Raw genomic sequence first — 25,398 nt, 5'->3', positions numbered from 1 at the left:
GGGTCCGTCAGTGCAGGAGCTCGACCACCGCCGGCAGCGAGGCGGCGAGGGCCTCGACGAGCTGGTCGCGCGTGACCTCGCCCGGCTCGGCGACCCAGGTGAGCACGAGCTCCTCGGCCATCGCCGACCATCCCCGCACCGCCAGCCGCGCGGCCGGGGTGTCGGGGACCAGGTCGCCCTGGGCGCCCTCGGTGAAGATCCGGTCGGTGAGGGCGGTGCGGGCCTCCTCGTAGAGGCCGCGCAGGGTGTCGTTGCCGCCGGCCGCGGCCCGCACGATCGAGGTGTAGCCCTCGAAGTTGGCCGCCACGTAGTCGACGTACACCCGCATCGACTCCACCAGCCGCTCGAGGGGGTCGGCGGACTCCGCCGGCGCGGTCTGCGCGACGAGGTCGTCGATGGCGCGGCGGACGACCGCCTCGCGGAACTCCCGCTTGCCGCCGAAGTAGTGGTAGAGCAGCCCGCGCGAGATGCCGGCCTCCTCGGCGAGCACGTCGATGGTCAGCTCGTCGAGCGAGCGGGTCGCGAGCAGGCTGACGCCGAGGTCGAGCAGCTGCGCGCGACGGGCCTCCGGCGAGAGCCGGGTGCGCGGTGTGTCCGTGGTCACGGGTCGGAGTTTATTGACACTTGTTCAATAACGCCAGTACGGTCGCCGCCATGGAGTCCTCGCTCCCCGCGGACGTGCGCCACCTCGTGGTCGGCGCCGGCTTCGCCGGGCTGTGCACGGCGATCAAGCTCGACGAGGACGGCGAGGGCGACTTCCTCGTCGTCGAGAAGGGCCCGGACGTCGGCGGCACCTGGCGCGACAACACCTACCCCGGCGCCGCCTGCGACGTGCCCAGCCAGCTCTACTCGTTCTCCTTCGCCCCCAACCCCGACTGGTCGATGTCGTTCTCGCCGCAGCCGGAGATCCAGGCCTACCTGCGCCGGGTCGCCCGCGAGTCGGGCGTGCTCGACCGGTTCGCCTTCGACACCGTGGTCGAGTCCGCGTCGTGGGACGACGCGACCCGGACGTGGACCACGGTGACCTCGGCCGGCACCGTCACCTCGCAGACCCTCGTGGTCGGCGCCGGCGGGCTCTCGGAGCCCCGGCTGCCCGACATCGAGGGGATCGAGGAGTTCGGCGGCCACCTCTTCCACTCCGCCCGCTGGGACCACGACGTCGACCTCGCCGGCACGCGGGTCGCGGTGATCGGCACCGGTGCCTCGGCGATCCAGATCGTGCCGGAGCTGCAGAAGGTCGCCGCGCACCTCGACGTCTACCAGCGCACCGCGCCCTACGTGATGCCGCGCCACGACCGGCGCTACACCCGGCTCGAACGGCTGGCGTTCCGCCACGTCCCGGGCCTGCAGAAGCTCTACCGCACGGCGATCTACTGGGGCCGCGAGACCTACGTGCCCGGCTTCACGCGGCGACCCGGGCTGCTCGCCCCGGCGCGGAGGATGGCGCTCGCCAACCTCCACAAGGCGGTCTCCGACCCCGACCTGCGCGCGAGGCTCACCCCGGAGTTCGAGATCGGCTGCAAGCGGATCCTGATCTCCAACGCCTACTACCCCGCCGTCGCCGCGGACGACGTCGAGCTCGTCACCGACGCGATCACGCGGGTCACGCCGACGGGCATCGTCACCGCCGACGGCACCGAGCGACCCGTCGACGTCATCGTCGTGGCCACCGGGTTCCACACGACCGACCTGCCCATCGCCGAGCGGATCCACGGCCGCGGCGGGGCCAGCCTGGCCGACACCTGGGCCGGGACCGGCATGAACGCCTACAAGGGCACGACGGTGCACGGCTTCCCGAACCTCTTCGTGCTCGTCGGCCCCAACACCGGCCTGGGTCACTCGAGCATGGTGTTCATGATCGAGTCGCAGGTGGCCTACCTGCGCGACGCGGTGCGCACGATGCGCGCGGCCGGCTGGGCCGCCGTCGAGCCGCGCGCCGCTGCCCAGGCCCGCTGGAACGACGCCCTGCAGCGGCGGATGCGGCGCACGGTGTGGAACACCGGCGGCTGCGCGAGCTGGTACCTCGACGCGCACGGCCGCAACACGGTGCTCTGGCCGCGGGCGACCTTCGCGTTCCGGCGGCTGCTGAGCCGCTTCGACCCGGCGGCGTACGAGGTCTCGACGCCGGCCACCACCCCCGAGAGGATCCCGGCATGAAGAACCTGTCCGACAAGGTCGTGGTGATCACCGGCGCCGGCTCCGGCATCGGGCGGGCGCTCGCCCTCGACCTGGCCGCGAAGGGCGCGCTGCTCGCGGTCTCCGACGTCGACGACGCCGGCCTGGCCGAGACCGTCGACCTGGTGAAGAACGCCGGCGTCCGCGAGGCCCGTGCCGACCACCTCGACGTGGCCGACCGCGCGGCGTTCGCGGCGTACGCCGAGACCGTCGCCGACCACTTCGGCCGGGTGAACGTGGTCGTCAACAACGCCGGCGTCGCGCTGACCGGGGACTTCACCGACCTCGAGTACGCCGACATGGACTGGATCGTCGGGGTGAACTTCTGGGGCGTCGTGCACGGCACCAAGGAGTTCCTGCCGCACCTCATCGCCTCGGGCGAGGGACACGTCGTCAACATCTCCTCGCTCTTCGGGCTGATCTCGATGCCGGGGCAGAGCCTGTACAACGCCACCAAGTACGCCGTGCGCGGCATGACCGAGGCGCTGCGCGAGGAGATGCTGATCGCCGGTCACCCGGTCGGGGTGACCGCCGTGCACCCCGGCGGCATCAAGACCGCGATCGCCCGCAACGCCCGGGTCTCCTCGCAGGAGGACAAGGAGGCGACCGCCAGGCTCTTCGACGAGAAGCTGGCCACGATGTCTCCGGAGAAGGCGGCCGAGATCATCGTCGGCGGCATCACCGGCAACAAGGCGCGGGTGCTGGTCGGGCTCGACGCGCACGCGCTGCACCACTTCGCGCGGCTGACCGGGTCGCGCTACCAGGACGTCGTGGCGACGGTCTCGAAGCGCTGGCTGCCGGCCAAGCCGGTCTGAGACCTCGGCTCCCGCGCGGCCGGGGCGCGGGCTGGTAGAACGGCTGCGTGCCCCCTGCCGCCGGCTCACGCGTCCGCGTCGCGATGGAGAAGTGGGGCGGCCGCGCCCACTGGGAGTTCGACGCGGTGCTGCTCGGCTCCGACGAGCACGGCGACTGGCTCGGGATCACACCGGGCACCGCGATGGCGCGGCCCGGCGCGACGTACGTCGCCCCCAACCGGCAGGTCGGCCTGGTCCCGGCGCCGGGGCCCGCGGAGTCGCGGGGCTGGCTGGCGACCTTCCACGGCCGGGGCGCGCCGTACTGGGAGTCGCTGGGCGCGCCGGTCGAGGTCTACGTCGACGTGACCACGCCGCCGACGTGGGACGGCGAGGTGCTGCGGGCCGTGGACCTCGACCTCGACGTGGTGCGCGGCACCACGGGGCGGGTGTGGGTCGACGACGAGGACGAGTTCGCCGCGCACCGGGTGGCGTACGGCTACCCCGACGAGGTCGTCGCGCAGGCGGTCGCCTCGTGCGAGACGCTGCGCACGGCCATGGTGGCCGGGGACCCGCCGTACGACGGGCGGGTGCCGCTGGCCTGGCTCGACCTCGTCGACTGACCCGCGAGCGGGCGGACTCAGCGCCCCCGGCGGCGTGACTCGCGCAGCGGGCCGACCAGGCGCGGTCCGGCCAGGCGCTGCGGGAGCCGCCGGGCCTCGCGCTTGAGCGGCTGGGCGATGTACTCGCCGAGGATCACGCCAGCGGCGAGGGCGATCGCCACCGAGGCGGCGGTCGCCATGGCGAGCAGGCCCTCCGCCGTGTGCCGCTTGCCCTCGCCGATCAGGGTGAGGCCGCGGTAGATCGAGAGGCCCGGCAGCATCGGCACCACGGCCGAGACCACCACGACCAGCGGGGGCACCCGCATCCGCCCGGCCACGGTGTAGCTGACCAGGCCGACGAACAGGGCCGCCATGGCCACCGACCATGCGCGGTCGAAGCCCTGCACGGTCAGGGTCTCCGCGACGGCGAGCGCGACGCCGGCGACCAGCGCGATCGGTGCGATGATCCGGCGCGGCGCGTAGGAGGCGAACGCGAACGCGGCGGCGCACACCGCGCCGCCGGCCACCGCCACCGGGATGCTCTCCAGCGAGACGGCACCCGGCTCGACACGGCCGATCTCGACCCCGGCCACGTCGGCGACGGTGAGGCCCCCGGTGACGCCCGCGATGATGCCGGCGGTGGCGAGCAGCGCCTCGGTCAGCCGCGCCCCGGCGGTCAGGTAGAAGCCCGACAGGGCGTCCTGCAGCCCGCCCATGAAGCCGACGCCGGCCAGCAGCATGACGATGTTCGCCGTGACGACCTGCGAGGTGTCGACGTCGAGCGGGGTCAGGGCGGCGGCGACCGCGATGAGCGTGGCCACGGCGCCCCCGGCGACCTGGCGGTAGAAGATCGGCAGCCGCCGGCGCGCCATCACCAGCTGGAGCCGGTCGATGCAGACCGCGGCGAGGAAGGCGCCGGCCACCACGGTGGCCGAGCCGCCGAGCTGGACGGCGAAGCCGCCCGCCATCATTCCCCACCCGAGCGTGACCGCCCATCGCGGGAGGGTGTGGCCCGAGGAGACGATCTGCGCCAGGCGGGCGCGTGCCTCGTGGAGGTCGGCCTCGTCGTGGAGCACGTCGCGCACGAGGTGGTCGACGAGGGTGAGGTCCTCGTAGTCGATGTCGCGCTGCTTGACCGTGCGGACCTGGAGGACGAGCGGGTCCTCCGGGTTGGGCTGGTAGCTCATCGACAACGACGTGAACGTGACGTCGATGTCGGCGTGGCGGACCCCGAGGTGCCACGCGAGCGAGCGCATCGTCGCGGTCACGTCGGCTGCCCCGGCCCCCGAGGAGAGGAGCAGCTCACCCACCCGCAGGCAGAAGTCGAGGGTGAGGTTGAGCTCGCGGCCGTCCTGCATGGGGACGATGGTGTCAGGACCAGCACTGGGTCGTCGTGGGGGCCTGTGCGAGGCTCGTGGTGTGCAGATCGAGTTCCGCGCCTCGCCCCGGCCCACCCTGGGGATCGAGTGGGAGTTCGCCCTCGTGGACCGCGACACCCGCGACCTGGCGAACTGCGCGGCCGCGCTCTTCGACACGGTGCTCCCCCGGCTGCCCGACCCGGGCAAGCTGCACCAGGAGCTGCTGCGCAACACCGTCGAGGTGGTCAGCGGGATCTGCGGCAGCGTCGGCGAGGCGATGGCGGACCTGCGGTCGACGCTGGACGTCGTGGCACCGGCCGCCCACGAGCTCGGCGTCGACCTCTACTGCGCCGGGACGCACCCCTTCGCGGAGTGGACCCACCAGCAGCTGACCCCGGGCCACCGCTACGAGGAGCTGATCAAGCGCACCCAGTGGTGGGGCCGGCAGATGCTGATCTGGGGTGTGCACGTGCACGTCGGCATGCCCGAGGTCGACCGGGTGATGCCGGTGCTGTCGTCGCTGCTCAACCAGTACCCCCACCTGCAGGCGCTCTCCGCGTCCTCGCCGGTCTGGGCGGGCGTGGACACCGGCTACGCGTCGAACCGGGCCATGATGTTCCAGCAGCTGCCGACCGCCGGGCTGCCCTTCCAGTTCGAGACCTGGGCGGAGTACGAGCGCTTCGTGCACGACCAGGTCACCACCGGGATCATCGAGGACCTCCACGACATCCGCTGGGACATCCGGCCCTCCGGCCGCCTCGGCACGATCGAGAACCGTGCCTGCGACGGGATCTCGACCTTCGAGGAGCTGGCGCCGCTGACCGCGCTCATGCACTGCCTGGTGGTCGACCTCGACCAGCGGCTCGCCGCCGGCGAGACCCTGCTGACGCTGCCGCCCTGGCACGTGCAGGAGAACAAGTGGCGCGCGGCCCGCTACGGGCTCGAGGCCGTGGTGATCGTCGACGACCGGTGCCACGAGCGCCTGGTCACCGACGACCTCGACGACCTGCTCGAGCGGCTGTCGCCCGTCGCCCGGCGCCTGGACTGCGAGCCGGAGCTGCGCGCGGTCGCCGACATCCCGCGCCGGGGCGCGTCGTACCAGCGGCAGCGGGCGGTGGCGGCCGCCCACGACGGCGACCTGGTCGCCGTGGTCGACGCCGTGGTCGGGGAGCTGCGCGACTCCCTGGACGGTGGCTGGCCCGCGGCGGCCGGCGTGGTGGCCGGCCCGCCCGCCCCCGGGGCTCAGCGGGGGTAGCCGCCGTCGGGCTCGGTCATCTCGAGCCGCACGCCGAGCAGGCGCACCGGACGGTCGCGCTCGACCCGCCCCAGTAGGCTGACCGCGGCCGCCGCCACCGTGTCGGGGTCGCTCGTCGGACCCGGCAGGGTGAGGCTGCGGGTGACGGTGAAGAACGGCCGGTAGCGCACCTTGATCCCGACCCGCTGTGCCGGCCTACCCTCGCGGTCGATGTCCACGACCACGGCCCGGGCCAGCCGGTCGACCGCTGCCTCGACGTCGGCCCACTGCTCGAGGTCGGCCTGGAAGGTCTCCTCGCGCCCGTGGGCCCGCGGGACGTAGGGCGTGGCGTCGACCGGGCTGGTGTCCACGCCGCGGCCGACCCGGTGGTACCAGGGGCCCATCGTCGGCCCCAGGCTCGCCGCGAGCTCGCGGGCGTCCGAGGTCGCGAGCTCGCGGACGGTGTGGATGCCGAGGTCGGCGAGCTTCCTGGCCGTCTTGCGGCCGATCCCCCACAGGGCCTCGGTCGGCCGGTCGCCCATCACCTCGAACCAGTTGTCGTCGGTGAGCACGAAGCTGCCGCGCGGCTTGCCGAAGTCGGTGGCGATCTTGGCGCGGAGCTTGTTGTCGCCGATTCCGACCGAGCAGTGGAGCCCCGTCGCGGCGAGGACCTCCTCGCGGATGGTGGCGGCGAAGTCGAGCGGGTCGTGCTGCCCGGGAGGGCCTCCCCCCACCCCCTCCGCCACGGCCTCCCCTCCGGCCGGCCCGCCGGGCCCGGTCGGCCCGGTCTCGCCGGCGGCCAGGAAGGCCTCGTCCCAGCCGAGCACCTCGACCACGACGGGTCGACCCGACCAGGTGAGGCCGCGCAGCGTGTCCATGACCTGCCGCGAGGCCTCCTCGTACGCCGGTGCGTCGACCGGCAGGAACACCGCCTCCGGGCACTTGCGGGCCGCGACCCGCAGCGGCATCCCGGAGCCGACGCCGAACTCGCGGGCGGCGTACGACGCCGTCGACACCACCCCGCGCTCGGTCGGGTCGCCGCGTCCCCCGACCACGACGGGCAGGCCCTCGAGCTCGGGGTGGCGCAGCACCTCGACCGCGGCGATGAACTGGTCGAGGTCGACGTGCAGCACCCAGCGCCGCAGGTCGCCGTCCTCCCGCGCCACGACACCGACCGGCCTCACCACCGCGCGACCCCGCTCACGCCCGCGGCGGGGGCGGCAGCGCGTCGGTGGCCTCGAGCTCGTCGAGCCCGGTGAGCAGCAGCAGGTCGGCCACGACCGAGCGGATCTGGGCCAGGATCACCTCGGCCGAGAGGATCTCGGTGCGGTCGACCCGTCCGGTCGCCGCGCCCACCACCAGCAGCGGCTCCCGGGCGACCTCCGCCATCCGGTTGGCCGCCAGCTCCTGGCCGACCACGGTGGCTGCGGCCGCGAGCTCGTCGCAGAGCACGGCGTAGGCCGGCGGCACCGGTCGCCGGTGGTAGGCCGCGACCGCCGTCTGCCGCACCAGCACGCGGGTGCTGCGCAGCGCCCGGTCGAGAGGCTCGACGAGCTCGGCCATCTTCCGGATGCCCGGGCGGTGCCGGATCCGGAACGGGCTCGAGGCGACCACCGCCATGCCCTCGTCCGCGGCGACCTGCAGCTCACGGATCAGGTAGTCGGTCGACCGGGCGTCGGCCAGCAGGTCGAGCGCCGGCTCGGCCTCGCCGTTCGCCATCACGTCGGAGGCAGCACGCAGGAGGTCCGCGATCTTGCCGACCACGACGGCGGCCTGCTCGCGCGGCCGGCGCAGCGGCGCGGCGGGGACCAGCGTGGCCGCGACCAGCGCGACCGCGCCGCCGATCAGCGCGTCGGTCCAGCGCAGGAAGGCCTGGTCGGGGCCCGGCACCAGCGCCGCGACCACGATCGACTGCACGGCCGCCTGGGTCACCAGGAGCTGGCCCCCGTCGAGCAGGAACGCGACGGACATCGCCAGCGCCACGATCATCGTGAGCTGCCAGGGGCCCACCCCGACCCACTGCACCAGCGCGTCGCCGATGAAGACCCCCAGGGCCACCCCGATCGTCACCTCCGCGACCCGCCGCAGCCGCTGCCCGTAGGACGTGCCCAGGCTGACCACCGCGGCGATGGGGGCGAAGAAGGGCGTCGGGTGGTCGAAGACCCCGGCCGCGAGCCACCACGCCACCCCGGCGGCGACCGCGCACTGCGCGATCTGCCAGGTCTTCGCGCGCGTCCGCGCCACCCGCGCCCGCACCGAGACCCGGCTCCGTCGCCAGGCGCGGTCGAGCGGAGCGGCCTCCATGGGCCGATCCTGCCAGAACGCTCGCACCGGGAGCCGGGGGCGGGGCGAGGCCCGAGACCCCCGGCGCCCGGGCGGTCACGACGCGTGCGCCCAGTCGAGCGCGACCTTGAAGTCGGTGAGGTCGCGGTACCACGTGCGGACGTCCGTGCGGCACCGCACCCGGGCCAGCCGCTGGTCGTACTCGCCGCACTCGGCCCGGGCCTCCGAGCCGGTCGGCGGGTAGATCGCGCTGCCGTCGTAGTACTCGATCCCGAAGCCGTTCGCCCGGTCGCCGATGATGCTGACGATGGTGTCGTCCGGCGGCGCCGTGGTGGCCGCCTCCGGCTCGACCGCGACCGCCGTCCCGATACCGGCCGCGACGAGCGCCGCCCCGGCCACCGCCACGCCCGCTCCGTAGTGCCGCAGGCACGCCTTCAGCCTCATCTGCATGTCCGTTCCCCGTTCGTCGTCGTGCCGGGAGGTCCGGCACGAGGAGGACGCTAGGGAGCGGAGGGGACGCTGCGAGGGGCGTGGAGCCGGGCCTGTGGACGAGGCTGCTCCGGAGCCGGCCTGTGGACGCCGGGCGGGCCGTCGGCGACACCAGGGCGCGTCGGAACCCGCCGCCGCAGTTCGTCGTTCCCCTTGAGACCCCCGCCCGGACCCGGGAGGATCACGGGGACCGCAGCGCCCGCAAGGGCAGGACAGGAGGCCCCGTGGCCACCCCGATCGACCCGACCTCGGCGGCGTTCCTGCTGGCGGAGAACCGCAACATGCCGATGCACGTCGGCGGCCTGCAGCTGTTCAGGAAGCCCGAGGGCGCGGGCCGCGGCTACGTGCGGGAGATGTACGACGCCATGCGCGACGTCGACGAGATCGCCCCGCTGTTCATCAAGCACCCCTACCGCTCGCCGCGCACGGCCGGCCAGCTGGTCTGGAAGCCCGACGAGCAGTTCGACATCGAGCACCACGTGCGCCACAGCGCGCTGCCCCAGCCGGGGCGGGTGCGCGAGCTGCTCGAGCTCTGCTCGCGGCTGCACAGCACCCGGCTGGCGTGGGAGCGCCCGCTGTGGGAGGCGCACGTGATCGAGGGCCTGCGCGACGGACGGGTCGCGATGTACACCAAGATCCACCACGCCCTCGTGGACGGCGTCTCGGCGATGCGGCTGCTGCAGAGCGTGCTCACCACCGACTCCGACAAGCGCGGCATGCCCGCGATGTGGGGCGTCCAGCCCGGCAGCCGCGCCGGTACGGCGAGCCGCAGGGCGAACGAGGAGACAGAGCGCTCCCTGGCCGACGTCCCCGTGTCGGCCTTCCACACCGCGCTGGGCATCACCGCCGAGGCCGCCGGCATGCCCGGCGCGCTGATCAAGACCCTGCGGGCCGGCGTCCGCAACGAGACCTCGAGCGTCTCCCTCCACGCGCCGCGCACGATCCTCAACCAGTCGATCACCGGCTCGCGCCGCTTCGCCGCGCAGGACTGGCCGGTCGAGCGCCTGCGCGGCATCGGCAAGGCCAGTGGCACCACGATCAACGACGTCGTGCTGGCGATGTGCGCGGGCGCCATGCGCAGCTACCTGCTCGAGCTCGACGTTCTGCCCGAGACTCCGCTGGTGGCGATGGTGCCGGTCGGCCTCAACGCCAAGCAGGCCGGCGTCGCCTCGGCCGAGGGCGGCAACGCGGTCGGCTCGGTGATGGTGCAGCTGGCCACCGACCAGCCCGACCCCGCCGACCGCCTCGAGTCGATCCACCGCTCGATGAAGGAGGGCAAGGAGGCGCTGTCGTCGATGACGCCGACGCAGATCCTCGCCATGAGCGCGATCGGCCAGGCCCCGGCGATCCTCACGCCCCTGCTCCGGATGCAGGGGATCGTCCGCCCGCCGTACAACCTCATCATCAGCAACGTCCCGGGCCCGCGCACCACCCACTACTGGAACGGTGCGGAGCTGCTCGGCACCTACCCGCTGTCGATCCCGATCAACGGGATGGCGCTCAACATCACCTGCACGTCGTACGACGGCAAGATGTGCTTCGGCCTGACCGGCTGCCGGCGCACGGTGCCCCACCTGCAGCGCCTGCTCGGCTTCCTCGACGACGAGGTCGCCGCGCTCGAGAAGGCCGCCGGCGTCCGGGGCGCCTAGTGGTCGCCTCCTCAGTCGCGCAGGTACATCCGGGAGAGCACGGCGTCCATCGCGCGGTCGGGCAGCACCCGACGTGAGGTCATGATCGTCCTCGCGCCCTTGCCGACCGCGTAGCGCGAGTGCGGACGGCGGGCCGTCGCCGCCTTGACGATCTTCTTCGCGACCACGTCGGGGCCGCTGGACGCCCGCGGGTTGTCGACGCTCGCCATCACCCGCGCGGCGTTCCTCGCGGACGCGGCGTACACCCCGCCGGCGCTGCGCTCGACCAGGCTCTCGCGCGCGATCGTGTTCCACTCGGTGACCACCCCGGCCGGGTGCACGAGCACCACCTGCACGCCGAACGGCGCCAGCTCGACCCGCAGGCTGTCGCTGAAGCCGTCGAGCGCGAACTTGGTCGCGTGGTACCAGGCGCCGAACGGCTCGTAGTAGACCGCCCCGATCGAGGAGATGTTCACGATCCGCCCCGAGCGCTGCTCGCGCATCGTCGGCAGGACCAGCTGCACCAGCCGGGCCAGGCCGAAGAGGTTCACCTCGAACTGCCGCCGCGCCTCGTCGATCGGCACGTCCTCGACAGCGCCGTACGAGCCGTAGCCGGCGTTGTTGACCAGGACGTCGATCCGCCCCTGCTCGTCGAGGATCCGCTGCACGCCGGCGCTCATCGACTCCTCGTCGGTGACGTCCATGCGGTGGACGTGGATGCCGTCGGCCTCGAGACCCGCCATCCGCTCGACCCGGCGCGCGGCGGCGTACACCTCGAAGCCGGCGGCCCGCAGCCGCCGGGCGGTCTCCTCGCCGATGCCGCTGGAGGCGCCGGTGACGAGGGCAGTGGGTGCGGACGAGGGGGGCGACGTGCGCGGAGAGCTCATGCCCCCATGGTCTAGCCCGTCTGGGGACGGGCGAACGGCAGGTCCTCCTCGGGGAGGGTCCGCGCGCCGGTGCGCTCCGCCCCGACGCCCGCCGCCACCACGAACCCGATGCCGACGACGGCCAGCGTGTCCGGCACCTGCCCGAGCACCACAAGGCCGATCAGCAGCGCGAACGCCGGCTCCAGGCTCATCAGCGTGCCGAACGCCGCGGTGGTCAGCCGCCGCAGCGCCAGCAGCTCGAGGGTGAAGGGCACCACCGGCAGCAGGATCGCCAGCCCCAGGCCGACCAGCAGCAGCTCGGGGGTGATCCGGTCGACGACCGAGGGACCCTCGACGACCGGCAGGACGACGGTCGCCACGAGACCGGCGACGGGCATCGAGACCGCCAGCCCGGCGAGGCCGGCGACCTCGTCGCCGACGCGCTGGGTGAGCAGGATGTACGCCGCCCAGCAGGCGGCCGCGCCGAGGGCGAAGGCCACGCCGACCGGGTCGGCGCCCCCGCTCCACGGCTCGGTCAGCAGCAGCACCCCGACCGCGGCGACGAACGCCCACCGGCGCCCCGCGCCGTGCCCGCGCACCACGGCCACGCCGAGCGGCCCGAGGAACTCCAGCGCGCTCGCGGTGCCCATCGGGAGCCGGGCGACGGCGCCCATGAACAGCAGCGTCACCGCGGCGGTCGCGACGCCGAGCGCCACGGCCGCCCCGAACGAGCTGCGGGTGAACTGCGAGGGCCGGGGGCGGACCAGCACCAGCAGCAGGACGCCGGCCCAGGCCAGGCGCAGCCACGCCGCGCCGACCGCGCCGACGTCGTCGATCAGCCCGACCGCGACGGCGATCCCGAGCTGGACGGAGAGCATGGAGACCAGCGCCATCGACGCACCCGTGCGCGGTCCGGAGAACCGGTGCGGGGTCGTGGTCGCCGGAGCGTCCGGGGTGGTGAGCGCGGTCATGACTCCAGTAGAGACCCGGGCGACCGTCCGCGTCCACGTCAGAAACATGGACACACCGTCCGCAGATCGTGGACAGTATCGCCATGGACGTCCGGCGTCTCCGCCTGCTGCTCGAGCTGTCCCGGCTCGGGTCGATGCACGAGGTCGCCGCCGAGCTGGGGCTGAGCACCTCGGCGGTCTCCGCCCAGCTCGCGGCGCTGGCCCGCGAGGTCGGCACGCCCCTGCTCGAGCCCGACGGTCGCCGGGTCCGGCTGACGCCCGCGGGGCGCCGGCTCGCCGACCACGCGGTGACGATCCTCGCCGCCGTCGACGCGGCGCGGCTCGACCTCGACCCGGGCGCGGACCCCGCGGGCACGGTGAGGGTCGGCGGCTTCGCCACCGCGATGGTGCGCTCGCTGCTGCCGGTGGTGCAGGAGCTCGCGAGCACGCACCCGGCCGTCCGCGTGCTGCTGCACGAGTACGAGCCGCTCGAGGCCTTCGACCTCCTCGCGCACGACGACCTCGACCTGGCGCTGGTCTACGACTACGACCTCTCGCCGCTGGCGCCGACGCTCGACCTCGTCGTACGCCCGCTGTGGTCGGCACCGTGGGGGGTCGCGGTGCGCGTCGACGGGCAGGGCGACGGCCCGATCGACCTCGCCACGCTCGCCGACTCGACCTGGATCGTGAACTCGCGCCACACCGCCGACGAGGAGGCGCTGCGGACCCTGGCCTCGCTGGCCGGCTTCACGCCGCGCGTCGAGCACCGCATCGACAGCCTCGACCTCGTCGCCGAGCTCGTCGCCGGCGGCGCGGGGTCGGCGCTGCTGCCCCTGGGGCGGGACTTCGCCGGCGTGCGCGTCCGCGAGGTCGCCGGGCAGGGCACGCGACTGCGGGCGTACGCCGTGGCGCGGCGCGGGCGCGATGCGTGGCCGCCGCTACGGCTGCTGCTCGACCGGCTCGCCCACCCCGTCACCGACACCCTCGCCGACACCCTCGCCGACCAGGTCGAGCGGCACGAGCCGGCCCGCGACGACTGAGGCCTCCTCGAACCCGCCGCCGACGCTCGCGGCGACCGCGCGCAGCCGGGCCCGGGTGATGTCGGCGACCGTGAGCAACCCGGCCGCGCGGGCGTTGGAACCCTCGCGCGTCGGCTCGGCGCTGTTGACGCTCAGGCAGTGGCGCCTGCCGCCGTCCTCGGCGTTGGCGAGGGCGACCGCGTGGCCCGTCGTACCGCTGCCGGCGAAGAAGTCGAGCACCCGGGCGTCGTCGGGCATCGTGCCCAGCACCCGCCGCAGCAGCCCGGTGGGCTTCGGAGACTCGAAGACGTGCCCGACCAGCGCCTTGAGCTCGGCGACCGCGGTGTCGGTGGAGCCGACCTCCTCGGCGAGCCAGATGGTGCGCAGCTTCTTGCGGCGACCACCGGGGGTGTCGCGGTGCAGCCAGTCGCGCTGGAAGACGTCGACCCGCTCCCCCGTCGTCCCCCGGACCACCCGGCAGACGAGGTCGTCGGGGCGCTCGTCGATGCGGGGCCGGCTCCAGCGCCACACGGCCGGGGACCCGTCGCCGAAGACCGGCTCGATCTCCTGGGCACCCGGGAACGGCGTGGTCGAGACCCGGCCAGTCGCAGGATCGCCCCAGACCGCGAAGTGCAGGGTGCGCGCCGTCGTGGGGTTGAACTTCTTGTTGGTGTTGCGCAGCGGCAGGTGCCGGTAGCGGCGACCGTCGTCGGCCACGAGCGGGAAGTCGCCCGGGTCGACGGTCTCGTGGGTGCTGGCGTCGAGCACGCAGCGGACCGCGTCGCGGGCGTAGACGAGCAGGTACTCGTGGCTGGTCGCGAAGCCCCGGCCCAGCTGGCGGCCCTTGGGGTTGAGGTTCACCACCACCTGGGCGAGGAGGTTGGCCTCGCCGAACACCTCGTCCATCAGCAGCCGCAGGTGGGCGACCTCGTGGTCGTCGATGCTGACGAAGATCGCGGCACCGTCGGCCATCACCGCCCGCGCGGCCTCGAGCCGGGGCCGCATCATCGCCACCCAGGCGACGTGGCGGGTGGCCTGGCTGCCCTGCCCGGCCCCGTCGCGGAAGTCGTCGCGGTAGGCGAAGTCGTTGCCGGTGTTGTAGGGCGGGTCGATGTAGACCAGGTCGACCGAGCCCGGCGGCAGGGCGTGCAGCACCTCGAGGTTGTCGCCCTCGACGAAGGTGTTCTGGGCCCGCTCCACGCCGCGACCCTAGCCGCGCCCGAGGTTCGCGCCCCGCAACCGCGTGACCTTCCCGGGGTGCGTCGGTTGTGCAGGCATGACGTCGCGGTTCGTGCTCGCCCTCGGGGCGCTCCTCACCTCGACCGGGCTGGCGGCGCCTGCGGCCGCGGCGCCGGTCACCGCCACCGACACGCCCGCCCCGACCGCCGCCGCGGCGACGGTCGCCGGCGGGGTGGCGGTGACCGACGGGTGCATCGACAGCGTGCCCGAGCCGGGCTCCACCGAGCCGGTGGCGATCTGCTTCACGGTGTTCCGCCCGGCCGGCGCCGACCGGACCCACCGGGTGCCGATCGTGGTCCACGGCCACGGGTGGGGCGGGTCGCGGACGACGGACCCCGCGGCGTTCGCGCGGTGGCTCGACGCCGGCTACGGCGTCCTTTCCTTCGACCAGCGCGGCTTCGGGGAGAGCGGAGGCAAGGCCCACGTCGAGAACCCGGCGTACGAGGGCCACGACGTCCGCGCCCTGGTCGCGCTCATCAGCCGGCTGCCGTGGGTGCAGCAGGACGGCCCCGGCGATCCCGTCATGGGGGCGATCGGCGGGAGCTACGGGGGCGGGTACCAGTTCCTGGCCGCCTTCGAGAGCCTGCGCACCCGCGGCAGCCCTGTGCTCGACGTGCTCGCGCCGGAGATCACCTGGTACGACCTGCGGCAGTCGCTGGCCCCGCAGGACGTGGTGCGCACCGCGTGGGCGCTGGCGCTGAGCGCCGCCGCGCTGCCGAGCCAGGCGCTGCCGGAGTCGGTGTACCAGGGCCTGGTCGAGGGCGCGGCCACGGGCACCCTGCCCGACGGCTCCGTACCCGGCACGGAGGACCTCGTCGCGTTCTTCCGGAAGAACGGCCCGAAGTGGCACGTCGAGCACGGCCGGCGCCTCGACATCCCGGTGCTGCTGGGCCAGGGCACGACCGACTCGCTGTTCCCGCTCCAGCAGGGGCTCGCGAACTGGCAGCACGCGCTGACCCCCGCGGCACGTCGGCACAGCATCTTCGTCGCCTACAACGGCGGCCACGTGCTGCCCGCGGTGCTGCCGCAGGGCGTCGACGTGACCTCCGACCCGTGCAGCGCGGAGCTCGCGGGCGGTGACTTCACGGACCTGACGATCCGGTTCTTCGACGAGCAGCTGCGCGGGCGCGACGCCGGCCTGCGGGGCTACGGCGCCTACCACCTCGCCACGCCCGCGAGCACCTGCACGACCGTCGGGTCCGTGCGGGCCGACACCGCCATCGACATCGGCACGGTCGCGACCACCGAGGCTGCGGGTGCCCCGGTCCCCTACGCCGTGGCCGAGGGGCCGATCCGGGTCGCGGGCACGCCGTACCTCACGGGCACCCTGACCGCGCTCGGCGTCGAGAATCGCGCCTTCTACGGCCTCGCCGTCGGCACCAGCCCCGCCGACGCCCACCTGGTGCAGGACAACGTGCTTCCGCTGCGGGCGGTCCAGCCCGTGGCGGGCGAGCGGCGCCGGGTCGCGCTGCCGTCCGTGGCGGTCGACGTGCCCGCAGGCCAGACGCTCTACCTGCTGGCCAGCCCGGTGAGCGACACGTTCGTGGGCATGGCGAGCCGGACGCCGGGCGCGGTGGTGCTCGACGACACGGTCGTCCACCTGCCGGTCGTCGGACGCCGCTGACCGCGACCCCGGACCCGGACCGGCGTCAGGCGTCGGCCTGCGGCACCGCGACCAGGGCGACGGTGGTGACCGGGACCAGGCACTCCTGCGTCGACTTCCCGCCGCCCTGGGCGGTCACCACGATCGACCCGTCGTCGGCGCGGGTCACGGTGGCGTTCCCGGGCGTCGTGCAGCCGACCGCGATCACCGCGCCCATCAGCTGCTGGCCGTCGGGAACCGTGGCCACGCTCAGCGCCTGCTGCAGCGACTCGCTCATCTGGCTCCCCTCGAACTGGGCGCTGAACTCCGCCACGGCGTCCGCGGAGTCGAGCGGCACGGCCCTCGTGGACACCTCACCGCCGACGTTGCTCTGCGAGATCAGCGCGAGCAGCGTGGCCCCCGCGTCGGTGCCGCCCTCGGGCGGCGCCTCGGTGCTCGACGACGGTGCCGTCGGGGAGGGGGCAGAGGTGGCGGCCGAGGTGGGCTCGCCGGCCGTGCCGTCGCCACCGCCGCAGCCGGAGAGCAGGAGGGCTGCGGCGAGCAGGAGTCCGAGAAGGGGGCGCATGGTGGTTCGGACGGTAGCCGCCCGGTGGTGGTTCCGTCAGGCCGGGAGGTGGTGCAGGTCGGGGACGATCTGCTGCTTGCCGAGCACGGTCAGGCCGTCCTCGACGACGAAGCCGCGGGCGAGGTCCTCCTCGATGTCGACCCCGATCCGGGCGCCGGCCGGCACCACGACCTCCTTGTCGATGATCGCGTTGCGCACGACCGCTCCGGCCCCGACCCGGACCCCGTTGAGCAGCACCGAGTCGCTGACCTCGGCGTCGTCCTCGACGTACACCGCCGGCGAGAGGACCGAGCGGTGCACCTTGCCGCCGCTGACGACCACCCCGGGCGACAGCACGGCGTCGCCGACCTCCGCGGTCTTGCCACCCTCGCCCTGGACCAGCTTCGCGGGGGGCTGCGGGCCGTAGGAGGTGAAGATCGGCCAGGCGAAGTTGTAGAGGTTGAAGATCGGCAGCGGGGAGACCACGTCCATGTGGGCTGCGTAGTAGGAGCCGAGGGTCCCGACGTCGCGCCAGTAGCCGCGGTCGCGGTCGCTCGAGCCGGGGACGTCGTTGTCCTGGTAGTCGTAGACGGCCGCGTCGTCGCGCCGGACGAACGCGGGGACGATGTCGCCGCCCATGTCGTGCCGCGAGCCGTCGGTGGTCGCGTCGCGGGTGACCGCGTCGACCAGGGCGTCGGCGTCGAAGACGTAGTTGCCCATCGAGGCCAGCACCTCGTGCGGGCTGTCGGGCAGGCCGACGGGGTCGGTCGGCTTCTCGAGGAAGTCGCGGATGCGGCGGGGGTCCTCGGGGCGGACGTCGATGACGCCGAACTGGTCGGCGAGCCCGATCGGCTGGCGGATCGCGGCGACGGTGCAGCCGGCCCCGGACTCGACGTGCTGCTCGACCATCTGCGAGAAGTCCATGCGGTAGACGTGGTCGGCGCCGACGACCACGACGTAGTCGGGCCGCTCGTCCCTGAGCAGGTTGAGCGACTGGAAGATCGCGTCGGCGCTGCCGAGGTACCAGCGCTTCCCGAGCCGCTGCTGCGCCGGCACCGGGGCCACGTAGTTGCCCAGCATCGTCGACATCCGCCAGGTCTGGGTCACGTGGCGGTCGAGGCTGTGGGACTTGTACTGCGTCAGCACGACGACCTTGAGGTAGCCGGAGTTGACGACGTTGGACAGTGCGAAGTCGATCAGCCGGTAGATCCCGGCGAACGGCACCGCCGGCTTGGCCCGGTCGGCCGTCAACGGCATCAGCCGCTTGCCCTCCCCTCCGGCCAGGACGATGGCGAGCACGTTGCGACGCGGGCTGCGGCTCATGGGTGCAGGCTTCCATCCGGTGGTCGGGCCTGTCGAGAGCACGTCCCACGCGGCTAGGTTCAGAGGGTGCGAATCGACGTGCTGAGCAAGGAGTACCCACCCGAGATCTACGGAGGCGCCGGCGTGCACGTCGCCGAGCTCGTCCGGGCGCTCCGGGCCCGCGGCGACCTCGAGGCCCGGGTGCACGCGTTCGGTGCGCCGCGGGACGAGCCGCTCACCGCGTCGTACGCCGAGCCGGCGGAGCTGGCCGGCGCGAACGCCGCGCTGCGCACCCTGGGCGTCGACCTGGCGATCGCCGCGGGCTGCGACGGCGCGGACGTGGTGCACTCGCACACCTGGTACGCGAACTTCGCCGGCCACGTCGCCTCGGTGCTCTACGGCGTGCCGCACGTGGTCAGCGCGCACTCGCTCGAGCCGATGCGGCCGTGGAAGGCCGAGCAGCTCGGCGGCGGCTACCGGCTCTCCTCGTGGGTCGAGCGGACGTCGTACCTCGCCGCGTCGGCGGTGATCGCGGTCTCGGGCGCGATGCGCGACGACGTGCTGCGCTCCTACCCCGAGATCGACCCCGCCCGCGTGCACGTCGTCCACAACGGCATCGACCCCGACACCTGGTCGCCGGTCGTCGACCCCGACCGCGTGCGCGCGCTGGGAGTCGACCCCGACCGTCCTTCGGTCGTGTTCGTCGGCCGGATCACGCGGCAGAAGGGGCTCCCGCTGTTCCTGCGCTCGTGTGCGGCGCTGCCGCCGGAGGTGCAGGTCGTGCTGTGCGCGGGCGCCCCCGACACTCCTGAGATCGAGGCCGAGGTCGAGCAGCTCGCCGCCGACCTCGCGGCCTCGCGGACCGGCGTCGTCTGGATCCGCGAGATGCTGCCCCGCGCCGACGTGGTCGCCCTGCTGACCGCCGCGACGGCGTTCGCGTGCCCGTCGGTCTACGAACCCCTCGGCATCGTGAACCTCGAGGCGATGGCCTGCCAGACCGCCGTCGTGGCGACCGCGACCGGTGGGATCCCGGAGGTCGTGGTGCCGGGCGAGACCGGGCTGCTGGTGCCGATCGAGCAGGCCACCGACGGGACGGGGACGCCGCTCGACCCCGAGCAGTACGTCGCCGACTTCGCCGCGGCCCTCAACGAGGTCGTCGCCGACCCGGCCCGCGCCGACGCGATGGGCCGCGCGGGCCGCGAGCGGGCAGTGGCGTCGTTCGGCTGGCCGGCGATCGCGGAGAAGACGGTGGAGGTCTACCGCGCGGTGCTCGAGGGGTGACCGCGCCCGCCAAGGTGGTGGCGCTGGTCGCGGACGAGGCGCCGGCCCGCTGGCTGGACGCGTCCGTGCACGACGCGCTGGCGGAGGCAGGCGTGGTGCGGCTGCAGGTCAACGTCGCGGACGAAGCCGTGGCCGGGGTGCTGCGGCTCCAGCACCTCCCCGTCGAGCTGACGGCGGTGCTGTCGGCGTGGGCGGACCCCGAGGCGGTGCCCGCGGTCGTCGGCGTCCTCGACACTCTGGGAGCTCCGTGGACCTACCTCGTCGACGAACGCCGCCCGCTCGACCCGCCGGAGTCGTGGGACGGCTCGCGTGCGGCTGCACTGGCCAACGTGGCCGTGCTCCGGCGGCCCGACTCCCTCGACCGCGACGAGTGGCTGCGTCGCTGGCTCGGCCCCCACACGCAGGTCGCGATCGACACCCAGGCGACGTTCGGCTACCTGCAGAACGTCGTGCTCCGCCCGCTCTCCGCGACCGCCCCGGTGGTCGACGCGGTCGTGGAGGAGCTGTTCCCGGTCGAGGCGGTCACCGACACCCACGCCTTCTACGGCAGCGGTGGCGACGACGCCGAGCTCACCCGCCGGATGGCCCGGCTGATGGAGAGCGTGGCCACGATCGGCGCGGACCGCGACCTCGACCTCGTCCCGACCTCGCGGTACCTCTTCGACCTCAGCCGGTGAGGGCCGGCGACGCGGAGCGCACCGCGAGGTCGTAGGGCTCGCCCGTGATCGTCACCGTGCCACCGACGTCGCGCCACTCCCCACCGTTGACGCGGTAACGCGCCGTCCAGGTCGTGTCGACCCGCGCCACGAGGGTCTTGTCCGCGTGCCGGTAGCGGTGGGTGATCAGGTCGCTCACCTCCGCGCCGTGCACCCATGGTTCCCCCGGCCAGTCGGTGGTCTGCGCCGAACCGTCCCCGTTCACCCACCGGAACGAGGTCGGCCAGATCTCCAGCTCGACCTGGCGGCCCAGCAGGCCCACGGTCCGGGTGAACCGGTCGGCGCGGGTGGAGAACACCGTGTCGAGGTTGACCAGCGTCTCCCCGCCCGGCGGCTGCACCACCACCTCCGAGGCCGGCACGGGGATCCGCCGGAACGCCCGGAGGACGTCGCCCTGCGTCAGCGGGACGACGCCGGGTGCTTCGGAGGGCTCGAGGCAGACTTCACCCGATGGCGCAGAAGTTCCGTCTGGGTAGATGGCCAGTACGTAGTAGAGATGGCCACGGTTGCCGCAGCGCGCCTGGTCTCCGCAGCCGTAGAACCCGTCCTTGGAGCCCCCCTCGCCTCGAACACACATGGGTTCGAAGCTGTAGGTCACGCTGGCAGCTTGAACTTGCTCGTCCTGTGTCTCCGTCGACGCGTGTTGGGAACAGACCGACATCGCATGCCAGACCGAAGAAGAGGAAGACACTGCTGCATCGCAGTGGGCTTCTCCTGCCCCCCATGCGGGAACACCGAGGCAGCACGCAGCCACAGTCAAGGCAAACACAAGTCGAGTCATTCGACGACCCGGAAGTCGGTTACCAACCACGCATCTCTCTCACGGGTCAACTGCACTGACCAAGTAGCTGTCATGGCTCTATGGCGGACGACCTCATCCGAGGGTGACTCCCGATAGCGCTCCGCTCCCTCACGAATTGTCATCGGGACAATCGCGTTCGACCGCCAGAGCTTCGGCTGCGCTACCTGCAGGACCCGCCAGTCATCACCCTCATAGAACCCACCACTTGAATGGATTCCCTCGATCCGTTCAGCGAAGTCTTGGCAGATGCCGCACTTGGAGTGGCTCGCCTTGAGAAACGCCTCGGGATCGCCGGAGTCGAGCATGCTGTTGAAGAGATCGATCCAATGCTGCGCAAAGGCAACCGCCCCAGCCTTCGACTTGACCTCCCACGCCGCTGGCTCGGCCGAGGTGGTCTCGGACGGCGAGGGGGCGGGCGAGTCCGCGGTCGGTTCGACGCGGGGTTGCGGGTCGTCGGAGCAGCCGCTCGTCGCCAGCAGTAGCGCGAGGGCACCTGCCCCGAGGCACGCACGCAGCACCATGTCGGCCTTCTTCCCGAGACGTAGCCGGGAGAAACCCCGACCACGCGAACCGTAGGCAAAGCCCGCCCGGCCGCGCCAGAGGGTCAGGCGCGACCTGTGGACAACGCGACCCGGAGCCGACCTGTCAGCGCGTGGCGGGCCGGTTGCGTCGCCAGATCGCGGCGTTGAGGGCGGTCGCGAACCCGGTCCACGCGACGTACGGCGCGATCGCCGCGGCTGCACGCCGGTCGCGGCGCGCGGCCGCGCCGAGCAGGCCGACGTTGAGCGCGTTCAGGACCGCGATGGCCCGCAGCCCGTTGGTCGTCGACTCGCCGCGGAAGAAGGCCCAGCACCAGCCTGCATTCGCAGCGAGGTCGGCGCCGGTGAGGGCGAGCAGTCCGGCGCGGTGCTCGGGGTCGGACGCCACGAGTCGCCCGGTGCCGTAGGCGATCAGCCCGTACAGCGGCGTCCACACCAGCGGGAAGGCGGCCGGCGGCGGTTGCCACGACGGCTTGTCGAGCGAGCGGTACCACGCGGAGTCGGGCGTGGTGCCCGCGCCGCCGGCGGCAGCTGCCGCGGCGGTCATCAGACCGGTGACCAGGTAAGGGCGCATGCTCCGAGCCTGCCCCGGCGGTCAAGCCGCGGCGTGGCGGGGCCGACTCAGCGGCTCACTGCTTCGTCGAGTCGTAGACGATCCGGCCCTGCGGCGTGGCGCCGACGTACGCGGTCTCCTGGTAGTCGTTGGAGGCGTAGGCCCAGATCGCCGCGCCCTCCTGGGAGCCGGGTGCGTGGACGATGGCGTACCACGAGGTGGGGTCCTCGACCTTGCCGCGCACCCGGCTCACCAGCTCGGTGACGACGTCGATGTCCACGTCACGCAGGTCGAAACGTTCCTCGGTCGACGTGGTCCTCGAGTCGAGGTCGTCGAGGGTGCCGTTCCAGTAGTAGAGAGCGCTGCGCCCGCTCGTGGCGTCCACGGGGACGTAGACGACGGCGTACGTCGGGTAGAGCACCACCTCGAACGACTCCGTCGACCCGACGTCGCGGCCGAGGTCGGTGAGCAGCTCGTCGTAGCCGTCGGCGGTGAACAGGTTGACGCCGACCTCGGGCGACTCTCCGGGCAGCGGGGTCGTCGAGGCCATGGCCGACGCGGAATCGGTCGCCGTGTCCACGGCTCCACGCACGTTGCCGACGAGGGCGACGACGCCCGCGATGACAGCTGCCACGACGCCGACGACAACGAGACCCACAACCAGCCCGATCATCCTCGGGGACGTCCTCACCGTCTTCATCGAGGCAGCGGCGGCGACGACCTCCTCGAGGTCCGGCGTGTCCGCGGAACTGCCGTACCGCACCTGGAACCCGCCGCCCGCAGGCGCCGAGGCGTCCGAGGTATTGGGCGAGGTCACGGAGTGTGAGGCGACCGGGGTCGCGGAAGTCGCCTGGCTCGCCGGTGGCTGCAGGTCGCGCACCAGCAGGTCGATCTCCTGCAGCGTCTGCGCGCGGAGCAGCTCCTCGACCCGCTTGTCACGGTCGACCTGGACGATCTGGCCGTCGGCCCAGGCGGCCTCGACGACCTCGATGGCGGCGTCGCGGTCCTTGTCCCGAGCCCGTCGGTCGGGCGTGCTCACGGAAGGCACGCTAGCGCCACGACCCTCCCCGTGGCCGGGATTCGGCCGCAATGAAACGGCGCCCGGAGCACGGCGACCCGCGAGTAGTGCCCGGAGAGGTGCCAAGGGTCGGCGTCAGGTCCAAGGGTCGGGCTCAGAGCACCAGGCGAGTCATCGGTTCTCCCCGCCGTGGTCGGAGGCGGGTGCGCCGGACGGAGTGTCGGCGAGCGCGGCCAGGCCGCGCACACACGCCTCGACGCAGGCGTCGACGCCCTGCGCGACGTCGACCGCGAACCCGCGCTCGCCGGGACCGAGCGGCTCGAGGGTCGAGAGCTGCGAGTCGAGCAGCGAACCGGGCATGAAGTGCCCCGGCCGCGAGGCCTGGCGACGCCGGATGACCTCGGGCGACGCCTCGAGGTGGACGAACCCGAGCTGGTCACCCGGCACGTGTCGCCGCAGCTGGTCGCGGTAGCGGCGCTTGAGCGCCGAGCAGCTCATCACCCCGCCGTCGGGGTGGTCCCCCAGCCAGTGCCCGACCTCCTCGAGCCAGGGGTAGCGGTCGTCGTCGTCGAGCGGCTCACCGGCCGCCATCTTGGCGACGTTGCCCGGGGAGTGCAGGTCGTCGGCATCGGCGTACGGCACCCGAAGCCGCTGTGCCAGGGCGGCGCCGACCGTCGACTTCCCCGACCCGCTGACGCCCATGACGACGACGAGCTCGCCCACACCGACCCTTCCCCAGACCGTGCCTCGACACGTCACGCTACCCCGCCGAGCCCGAGCCGGGCCCCGCGAGCCGGGCCCGCGTACCCGAGCTGCTGCCGGGCCCCCGGACCCGACAGACCCCTCACAGGGGCGAGCACACGATGGCCGTCACCGCGTTCCAGGACCATCCCCTCGCCGACCGCGACCGTGAGTGGGACGGAGCCGCGGCCGAGAAGCGCGTCCGCCGGTGGGCAGGCGCCGAGGGACCGGTGAACCGGCCGACCCCCTGATCTCCACCGACGGCGGGGTCCGCACACCTCACGTCCGCCGGTGGAACTCGATGTCGCCGTCCGCGCGGCGGACAAGGTCGTACGCCGGGTCGTGGGCGCAGTGGTGGTGGAAGCTGCAGAACAGCACGCCGTCGGCCAGGTCGGTGAGTCCTCCCCGCGACCACGGGTGGAGGTGGTGGGCCTCGCACCACGCAGCAGGCACGTCGCACCCGAGCGCTCGGCAGTGGCGATCACGCACGGCCATCGCCTTGCGCTGCGGGGGGCTGTACAGCCGCCGCGACCGCCCGAGGTCGAGCGGTTGCGAGTCGCCGCCGAGCACCACGGGCACCAGCGCCGCGTTGCAGGCGAGTCGGCGCGCCTCGCCCGCCGAGATCGACGACCCCGAGGAGAGCTCGGCGACACCGAGCCCCGCGACCAGGGTGTCCAGGTCGAGCATGACCATCAGCGTCGTCGCGTCCCCGCCGTGCTGCGGCAACGCGGCACCGGGCCGCGCCTCGAGCATCGCGCAGAAAGCGTGCGCCAGTCTCCGTGGGTACGAAAGGCGTTCACCGGTCGCCGGGTCGCGCCGGCCCCCGGCATCCGGCGAGCCGTCGCTGCTCTCGCGGCGCGGCGATGAGAGGGCCTGCAGCTGCGCCATCCAGCGGTCCATCACCGAGGTCGGGAGGTCGACGACCGCCCGGCTCAGGCCGTCGCCGAGGTCGTGGACCGTGATCCGCATCCGCCGGCGCGCCCGCCGCTCCTGTCGCTCGAGGAGGCGTCGTTCGTGGTCGTCGGCCACGCCGGGGGCGACCAGCTCCAGGATCCGTCGGCCCAGCACGCGCAGCCGCCGCGGCTCGAACACCACCGCGTCCGCGACCAGGCGGCGCGCCGCCGCCTCCCGGACCTCGGGGTCGAGGTCGGCCGGCAGGTCGTCGAGCGAGCTCAGCACCGCCTCGGCGTGGGCGACGTCGAGCCGGCCGTCGCGCAGCGCCTCCCCGACGAGCGGGTGCCGGTCGAGACCGTCGGCCAGCCGCTGCCACCGTCGCCCGGCGGAGGTGTCGGCGTGCGTCTCGCCGGCCAGCCAGGCGCCGGCCGACCGTGCGCCGGCCTGCTCCGCGACGTCGCCCGACACCGCCAGCGTGCCGAGCCGCAGCCCCTCGATCCGCCCGCCCAGCCGCGTCAACCGCACGAGCAGGTCGGCCTTCTCGTCGGTCGAGAGGTACGCCGGGTCGCTCACGGCCGCCCGGTCGACGGCCGCCTCGAGCGCGCTGGCGCACTGCAGCAGCGGGTGCGGCAGCGAGGAGGTGGCTTCGGTCATGCCTCCACGCTCGGCGCGGCCGCCGACAGGATCCGTCTTCAGCCGCGTTCCCTGTGGACGACGGTGTCCCGAGCCCTGCCTGTGGATGTCCCGCGAGCCGCCTGCGGCCAGCGAGTC

General features: G+C 73.5%; 25 protein-coding genes. 9 read left to right on the top strand and 16 right to left on the bottom strand.

Annotated elements, in window-relative coordinates; translation table 11 throughout:
• Positions 1–7: 7 nt before the first annotated feature.
• Entirely contained in the window at positions 8–604 is a 597-nt protein-coding gene (locus tag ACFPGP_RS14695) for a TetR/AcrR family transcriptional regulator (protein ID WP_378591385.1), read from the bottom strand.
• Between the two features lie 50 nt (positions 605–654).
• On the opposite strand from ACFPGP_RS14695, the gene ACFPGP_RS14690 reads away from it, so the two are divergent.
• From ACFPGP_RS14690 to ACFPGP_RS14680, 3 genes are read left to right on the top strand one after another with little or no spacing between them, the layout of a single operon-like run.
• Complete coding sequence (locus ACFPGP_RS14690) at positions 655–2,157, top strand: flavin-containing monooxygenase (RefSeq protein ID WP_378591384.1); 1,503 nt, start codon at positions 655–657, stop codon at positions 2,155–2,157.
• A complete protein-coding gene (locus ACFPGP_RS14685) occupies positions 2,154–2,990 on the top strand; it encodes an SDR family NAD(P)-dependent oxidoreductase (protein WP_378591382.1) in 837 nt (278 codons plus the stop codon). The genes ACFPGP_RS14690 and ACFPGP_RS14685 overlap by 4 nt, the downstream gene beginning before the upstream one ends.
• Positions 2,991–3,037: 47 nt before the next feature.
• Positions 3,038–3,589 (top strand): DUF402 domain-containing protein, encoded by a 552-nt coding sequence (locus tag ACFPGP_RS14680; protein WP_378591381.1) that lies wholly within the window; start codon positions 3,038–3,040, stop codon positions 3,587–3,589.
• Between the two features lie 17 nt (positions 3,590–3,606).
• Here ACFPGP_RS14680 and ACFPGP_RS14675 read toward each other — a convergent pair whose 3' ends face one another.
• Positions 3,607–4,926, bottom strand: a complete 1,320-nt coding sequence (locus tag ACFPGP_RS14675; protein ID WP_378591379.1) for a threonine/serine exporter family protein — start codon at positions 4,924–4,926, stop codon at positions 3,607–3,609.
• A gap of 61 nt (positions 4,927–4,987) precedes the next feature.
• Here ACFPGP_RS14675 and ACFPGP_RS14670 point away from each other — a divergent pair, with 61 nt between their 5' ends.
• Positions 4,988–6,181, top strand: coding sequence for a glutamate--cysteine ligase (locus ACFPGP_RS14670; RefSeq protein ID WP_378591378.1), 1,194 nt, complete (start codon positions 4,988–4,990; stop codon positions 6,179–6,181).
• On the opposite strand, the gene ACFPGP_RS14665 is transcribed toward ACFPGP_RS14670, so the two are convergent.
• The 3 genes from ACFPGP_RS14665 to ACFPGP_RS14655 form a co-directional block, all read right to left on the bottom strand.
• On the bottom strand, positions 6,169–7,347 hold the full coding sequence (locus ACFPGP_RS14665; protein WP_378591375.1) for a DNA polymerase IV: 1,179 nt from the start codon (positions 7,345–7,347) through the stop codon (positions 6,169–6,171). The two genes, ACFPGP_RS14670 and ACFPGP_RS14665, sit on opposite strands and share 13 nt — an antisense overlap.
• 13 nt (positions 7,348–7,360) lie before the next feature.
• On the bottom strand, positions 7,361–8,464 hold the full coding sequence (locus tag ACFPGP_RS14660) for an FUSC family protein (RefSeq protein WP_378591373.1): 1,104 nt from the start codon (positions 8,462–8,464) through the stop codon (positions 7,361–7,363).
• 75 nt (positions 8,465–8,539) lie between these two features.
• Positions 8,540–8,893, bottom strand: coding sequence for a hypothetical protein (locus ACFPGP_RS14655; RefSeq protein ID WP_378591371.1), 354 nt, complete (start codon positions 8,891–8,893; stop codon positions 8,540–8,542).
• Positions 8,894–9,156: 263 nt separating this feature from the next.
• On the opposite strand from ACFPGP_RS14655, the gene ACFPGP_RS14650 reads away from it, so the two are divergent.
• A complete protein-coding gene (locus tag ACFPGP_RS14650) occupies positions 9,157–10,581 on the top strand; it encodes a WS/DGAT/MGAT family O-acyltransferase (RefSeq protein ID WP_378591370.1) in 1,425 nt (474 codons plus the stop codon).
• 11 nt (positions 10,582–10,592) lie between these two features.
• On the opposite strand, the gene ACFPGP_RS14645 is transcribed toward ACFPGP_RS14650, so the two are convergent.
• Positions 10,593–11,447, bottom strand: a complete 855-nt coding sequence (locus ACFPGP_RS14645; RefSeq protein WP_378591368.1) for an oxidoreductase — start codon at positions 11,445–11,447, stop codon at positions 10,593–10,595.
• Between the two features lie 11 nt (positions 11,448–11,458).
• Complete coding sequence (locus tag ACFPGP_RS14640) at positions 11,459–12,397, bottom strand: EamA family transporter (RefSeq protein ID WP_378591367.1); 939 nt, start codon at positions 12,395–12,397, stop codon at positions 11,459–11,461.
• An 83-nt stretch (positions 12,398–12,480) separates the two neighbouring features.
• Between ACFPGP_RS14640 and ACFPGP_RS14635 the strand changes: the two genes are divergently transcribed.
• Positions 12,481–13,416, top strand: coding sequence for a LysR family transcriptional regulator (locus tag ACFPGP_RS14635; protein ID WP_378591365.1), 936 nt, complete (start codon positions 12,481–12,483; stop codon positions 13,414–13,416).
• On the opposite strand, the gene ACFPGP_RS14630 is transcribed toward ACFPGP_RS14635, so the two are convergent.
• On the bottom strand, positions 13,315–14,595 hold the full coding sequence (locus ACFPGP_RS14630) for a site-specific DNA-methyltransferase (protein ID WP_378591364.1): 1,281 nt from the start codon (positions 14,593–14,595) through the stop codon (positions 13,315–13,317). The two genes, ACFPGP_RS14635 and ACFPGP_RS14630, sit on opposite strands and share 102 nt — an antisense overlap.
• Positions 14,596–14,671: 76 nt before the next feature.
• Between ACFPGP_RS14630 and ACFPGP_RS14625 the strand changes: the two genes are divergently transcribed.
• A complete protein-coding gene (locus tag ACFPGP_RS14625; RefSeq protein WP_378591362.1) occupies positions 14,672–16,258 on the top strand; it encodes a CocE/NonD family hydrolase in 1,587 nt (528 codons plus the stop codon).
• 25 nt (positions 16,259–16,283) lie between these two features.
• On the opposite strand, the gene ACFPGP_RS14620 is transcribed toward ACFPGP_RS14625, so the two are convergent.
• Together ACFPGP_RS14620 and glgC are read right to left on the bottom strand one after the other, a co-directional pair.
• Positions 16,284–16,802 (bottom strand): hypothetical protein, encoded by a 519-nt coding sequence (locus tag ACFPGP_RS14620; protein WP_378591360.1) that lies wholly within the window; start codon positions 16,800–16,802, stop codon positions 16,284–16,286.
• Positions 16,803–16,838: 36 nt separating this feature from the next.
• The gene (glgC, locus tag ACFPGP_RS14615) at positions 16,839–18,104 is read right to left on the bottom strand and encodes a glucose-1-phosphate adenylyltransferase (protein WP_378591358.1); all 1,266 of its coding nucleotides are present in this window, start codon (positions 18,102–18,104) and stop codon (positions 16,839–16,841) included.
• A gap of 66 nt (positions 18,105–18,170) precedes the next feature.
• Between glgC and glgA the strand changes: the two genes are divergently transcribed.
• Together glgA and ACFPGP_RS14605 are read left to right on the top strand one after the other, a co-directional pair.
• Positions 18,171–19,364: a glycogen synthase gene (glgA, locus tag ACFPGP_RS14610; RefSeq protein WP_378591356.1), complete on the top strand. Its 1,194-nt coding sequence runs from the start codon at positions 18,171–18,173 to the stop codon at positions 19,362–19,364.
• Positions 19,361–20,041: a hypothetical protein gene (locus ACFPGP_RS14605; RefSeq protein ID WP_378591354.1), complete on the top strand. Its 681-nt coding sequence runs from the start codon at positions 19,361–19,363 to the stop codon at positions 20,039–20,041. The genes glgA and ACFPGP_RS14605 overlap by 4 nt, the downstream gene beginning before the upstream one ends.
• Here ACFPGP_RS14605 and ACFPGP_RS14600 read toward each other — a convergent pair.
• The 6 genes from ACFPGP_RS14600 to ACFPGP_RS14575 all read right to left on the bottom strand — a co-directional run bounded on the left by ACFPGP_RS14600 (position 20,031) and on the right by ACFPGP_RS14575 (position 25,281).
• Positions 20,031–20,678 (bottom strand): hypothetical protein, encoded by a 648-nt coding sequence (locus ACFPGP_RS14600; RefSeq protein WP_378591352.1) that lies wholly within the window; start codon positions 20,676–20,678, stop codon positions 20,031–20,033. The two genes, ACFPGP_RS14605 and ACFPGP_RS14600, sit on opposite strands and share 11 nt — an antisense overlap.
• 179 nt (positions 20,679–20,857) lie before the next feature.
• Positions 20,858–21,403, bottom strand: coding sequence for a DUF6318 family protein (locus tag ACFPGP_RS14595; protein ID WP_378591350.1), 546 nt, complete (start codon positions 21,401–21,403; stop codon positions 20,858–20,860).
• Between the two features lie 124 nt (positions 21,404–21,527).
• Positions 21,528–21,995 (bottom strand): TspO/MBR family protein, encoded by a 468-nt coding sequence (locus ACFPGP_RS14590; protein WP_378591348.1) that lies wholly within the window; start codon positions 21,993–21,995, stop codon positions 21,528–21,530.
• A gap of 55 nt (positions 21,996–22,050) precedes the next feature.
• Positions 22,051–23,013 carry a DUF1707 domain-containing protein gene (locus ACFPGP_RS14585; RefSeq protein WP_378591346.1) on the bottom strand — a complete coding sequence of 321 codons (963 nt, stop codon included), beginning with the start codon at positions 23,011–23,013 and terminating at the stop codon, positions 22,051–22,053.
• 150 nt (positions 23,014–23,163) lie between these two features.
• Complete coding sequence (locus tag ACFPGP_RS14580) at positions 23,164–23,715, bottom strand: gluconokinase (RefSeq protein ID WP_378591344.1); 552 nt, start codon at positions 23,713–23,715, stop codon at positions 23,164–23,166.
• A 297-nt stretch (positions 23,716–24,012) separates the two neighbouring features.
• The gene (locus ACFPGP_RS14575; RefSeq protein ID WP_378591342.1) at positions 24,013–25,281 is read right to left on the bottom strand and encodes an HNH endonuclease signature motif containing protein; all 1,269 of its coding nucleotides are present in this window, start codon (positions 25,279–25,281) and stop codon (positions 24,013–24,015) included.
• Positions 25,282–25,398: the final 117 nt, after the last annotated feature.

This window comes from Nocardioides taihuensis, assembly GCF_042657275.1.
GTDB lineage: Bacteria > Actinomycetota > Actinomycetes > Propionibacteriales > Nocardioidaceae > Nocardioides > Nocardioides taihuensis.
This window is presented reverse-complemented; position numbering and strand designations above follow the sequence as displayed.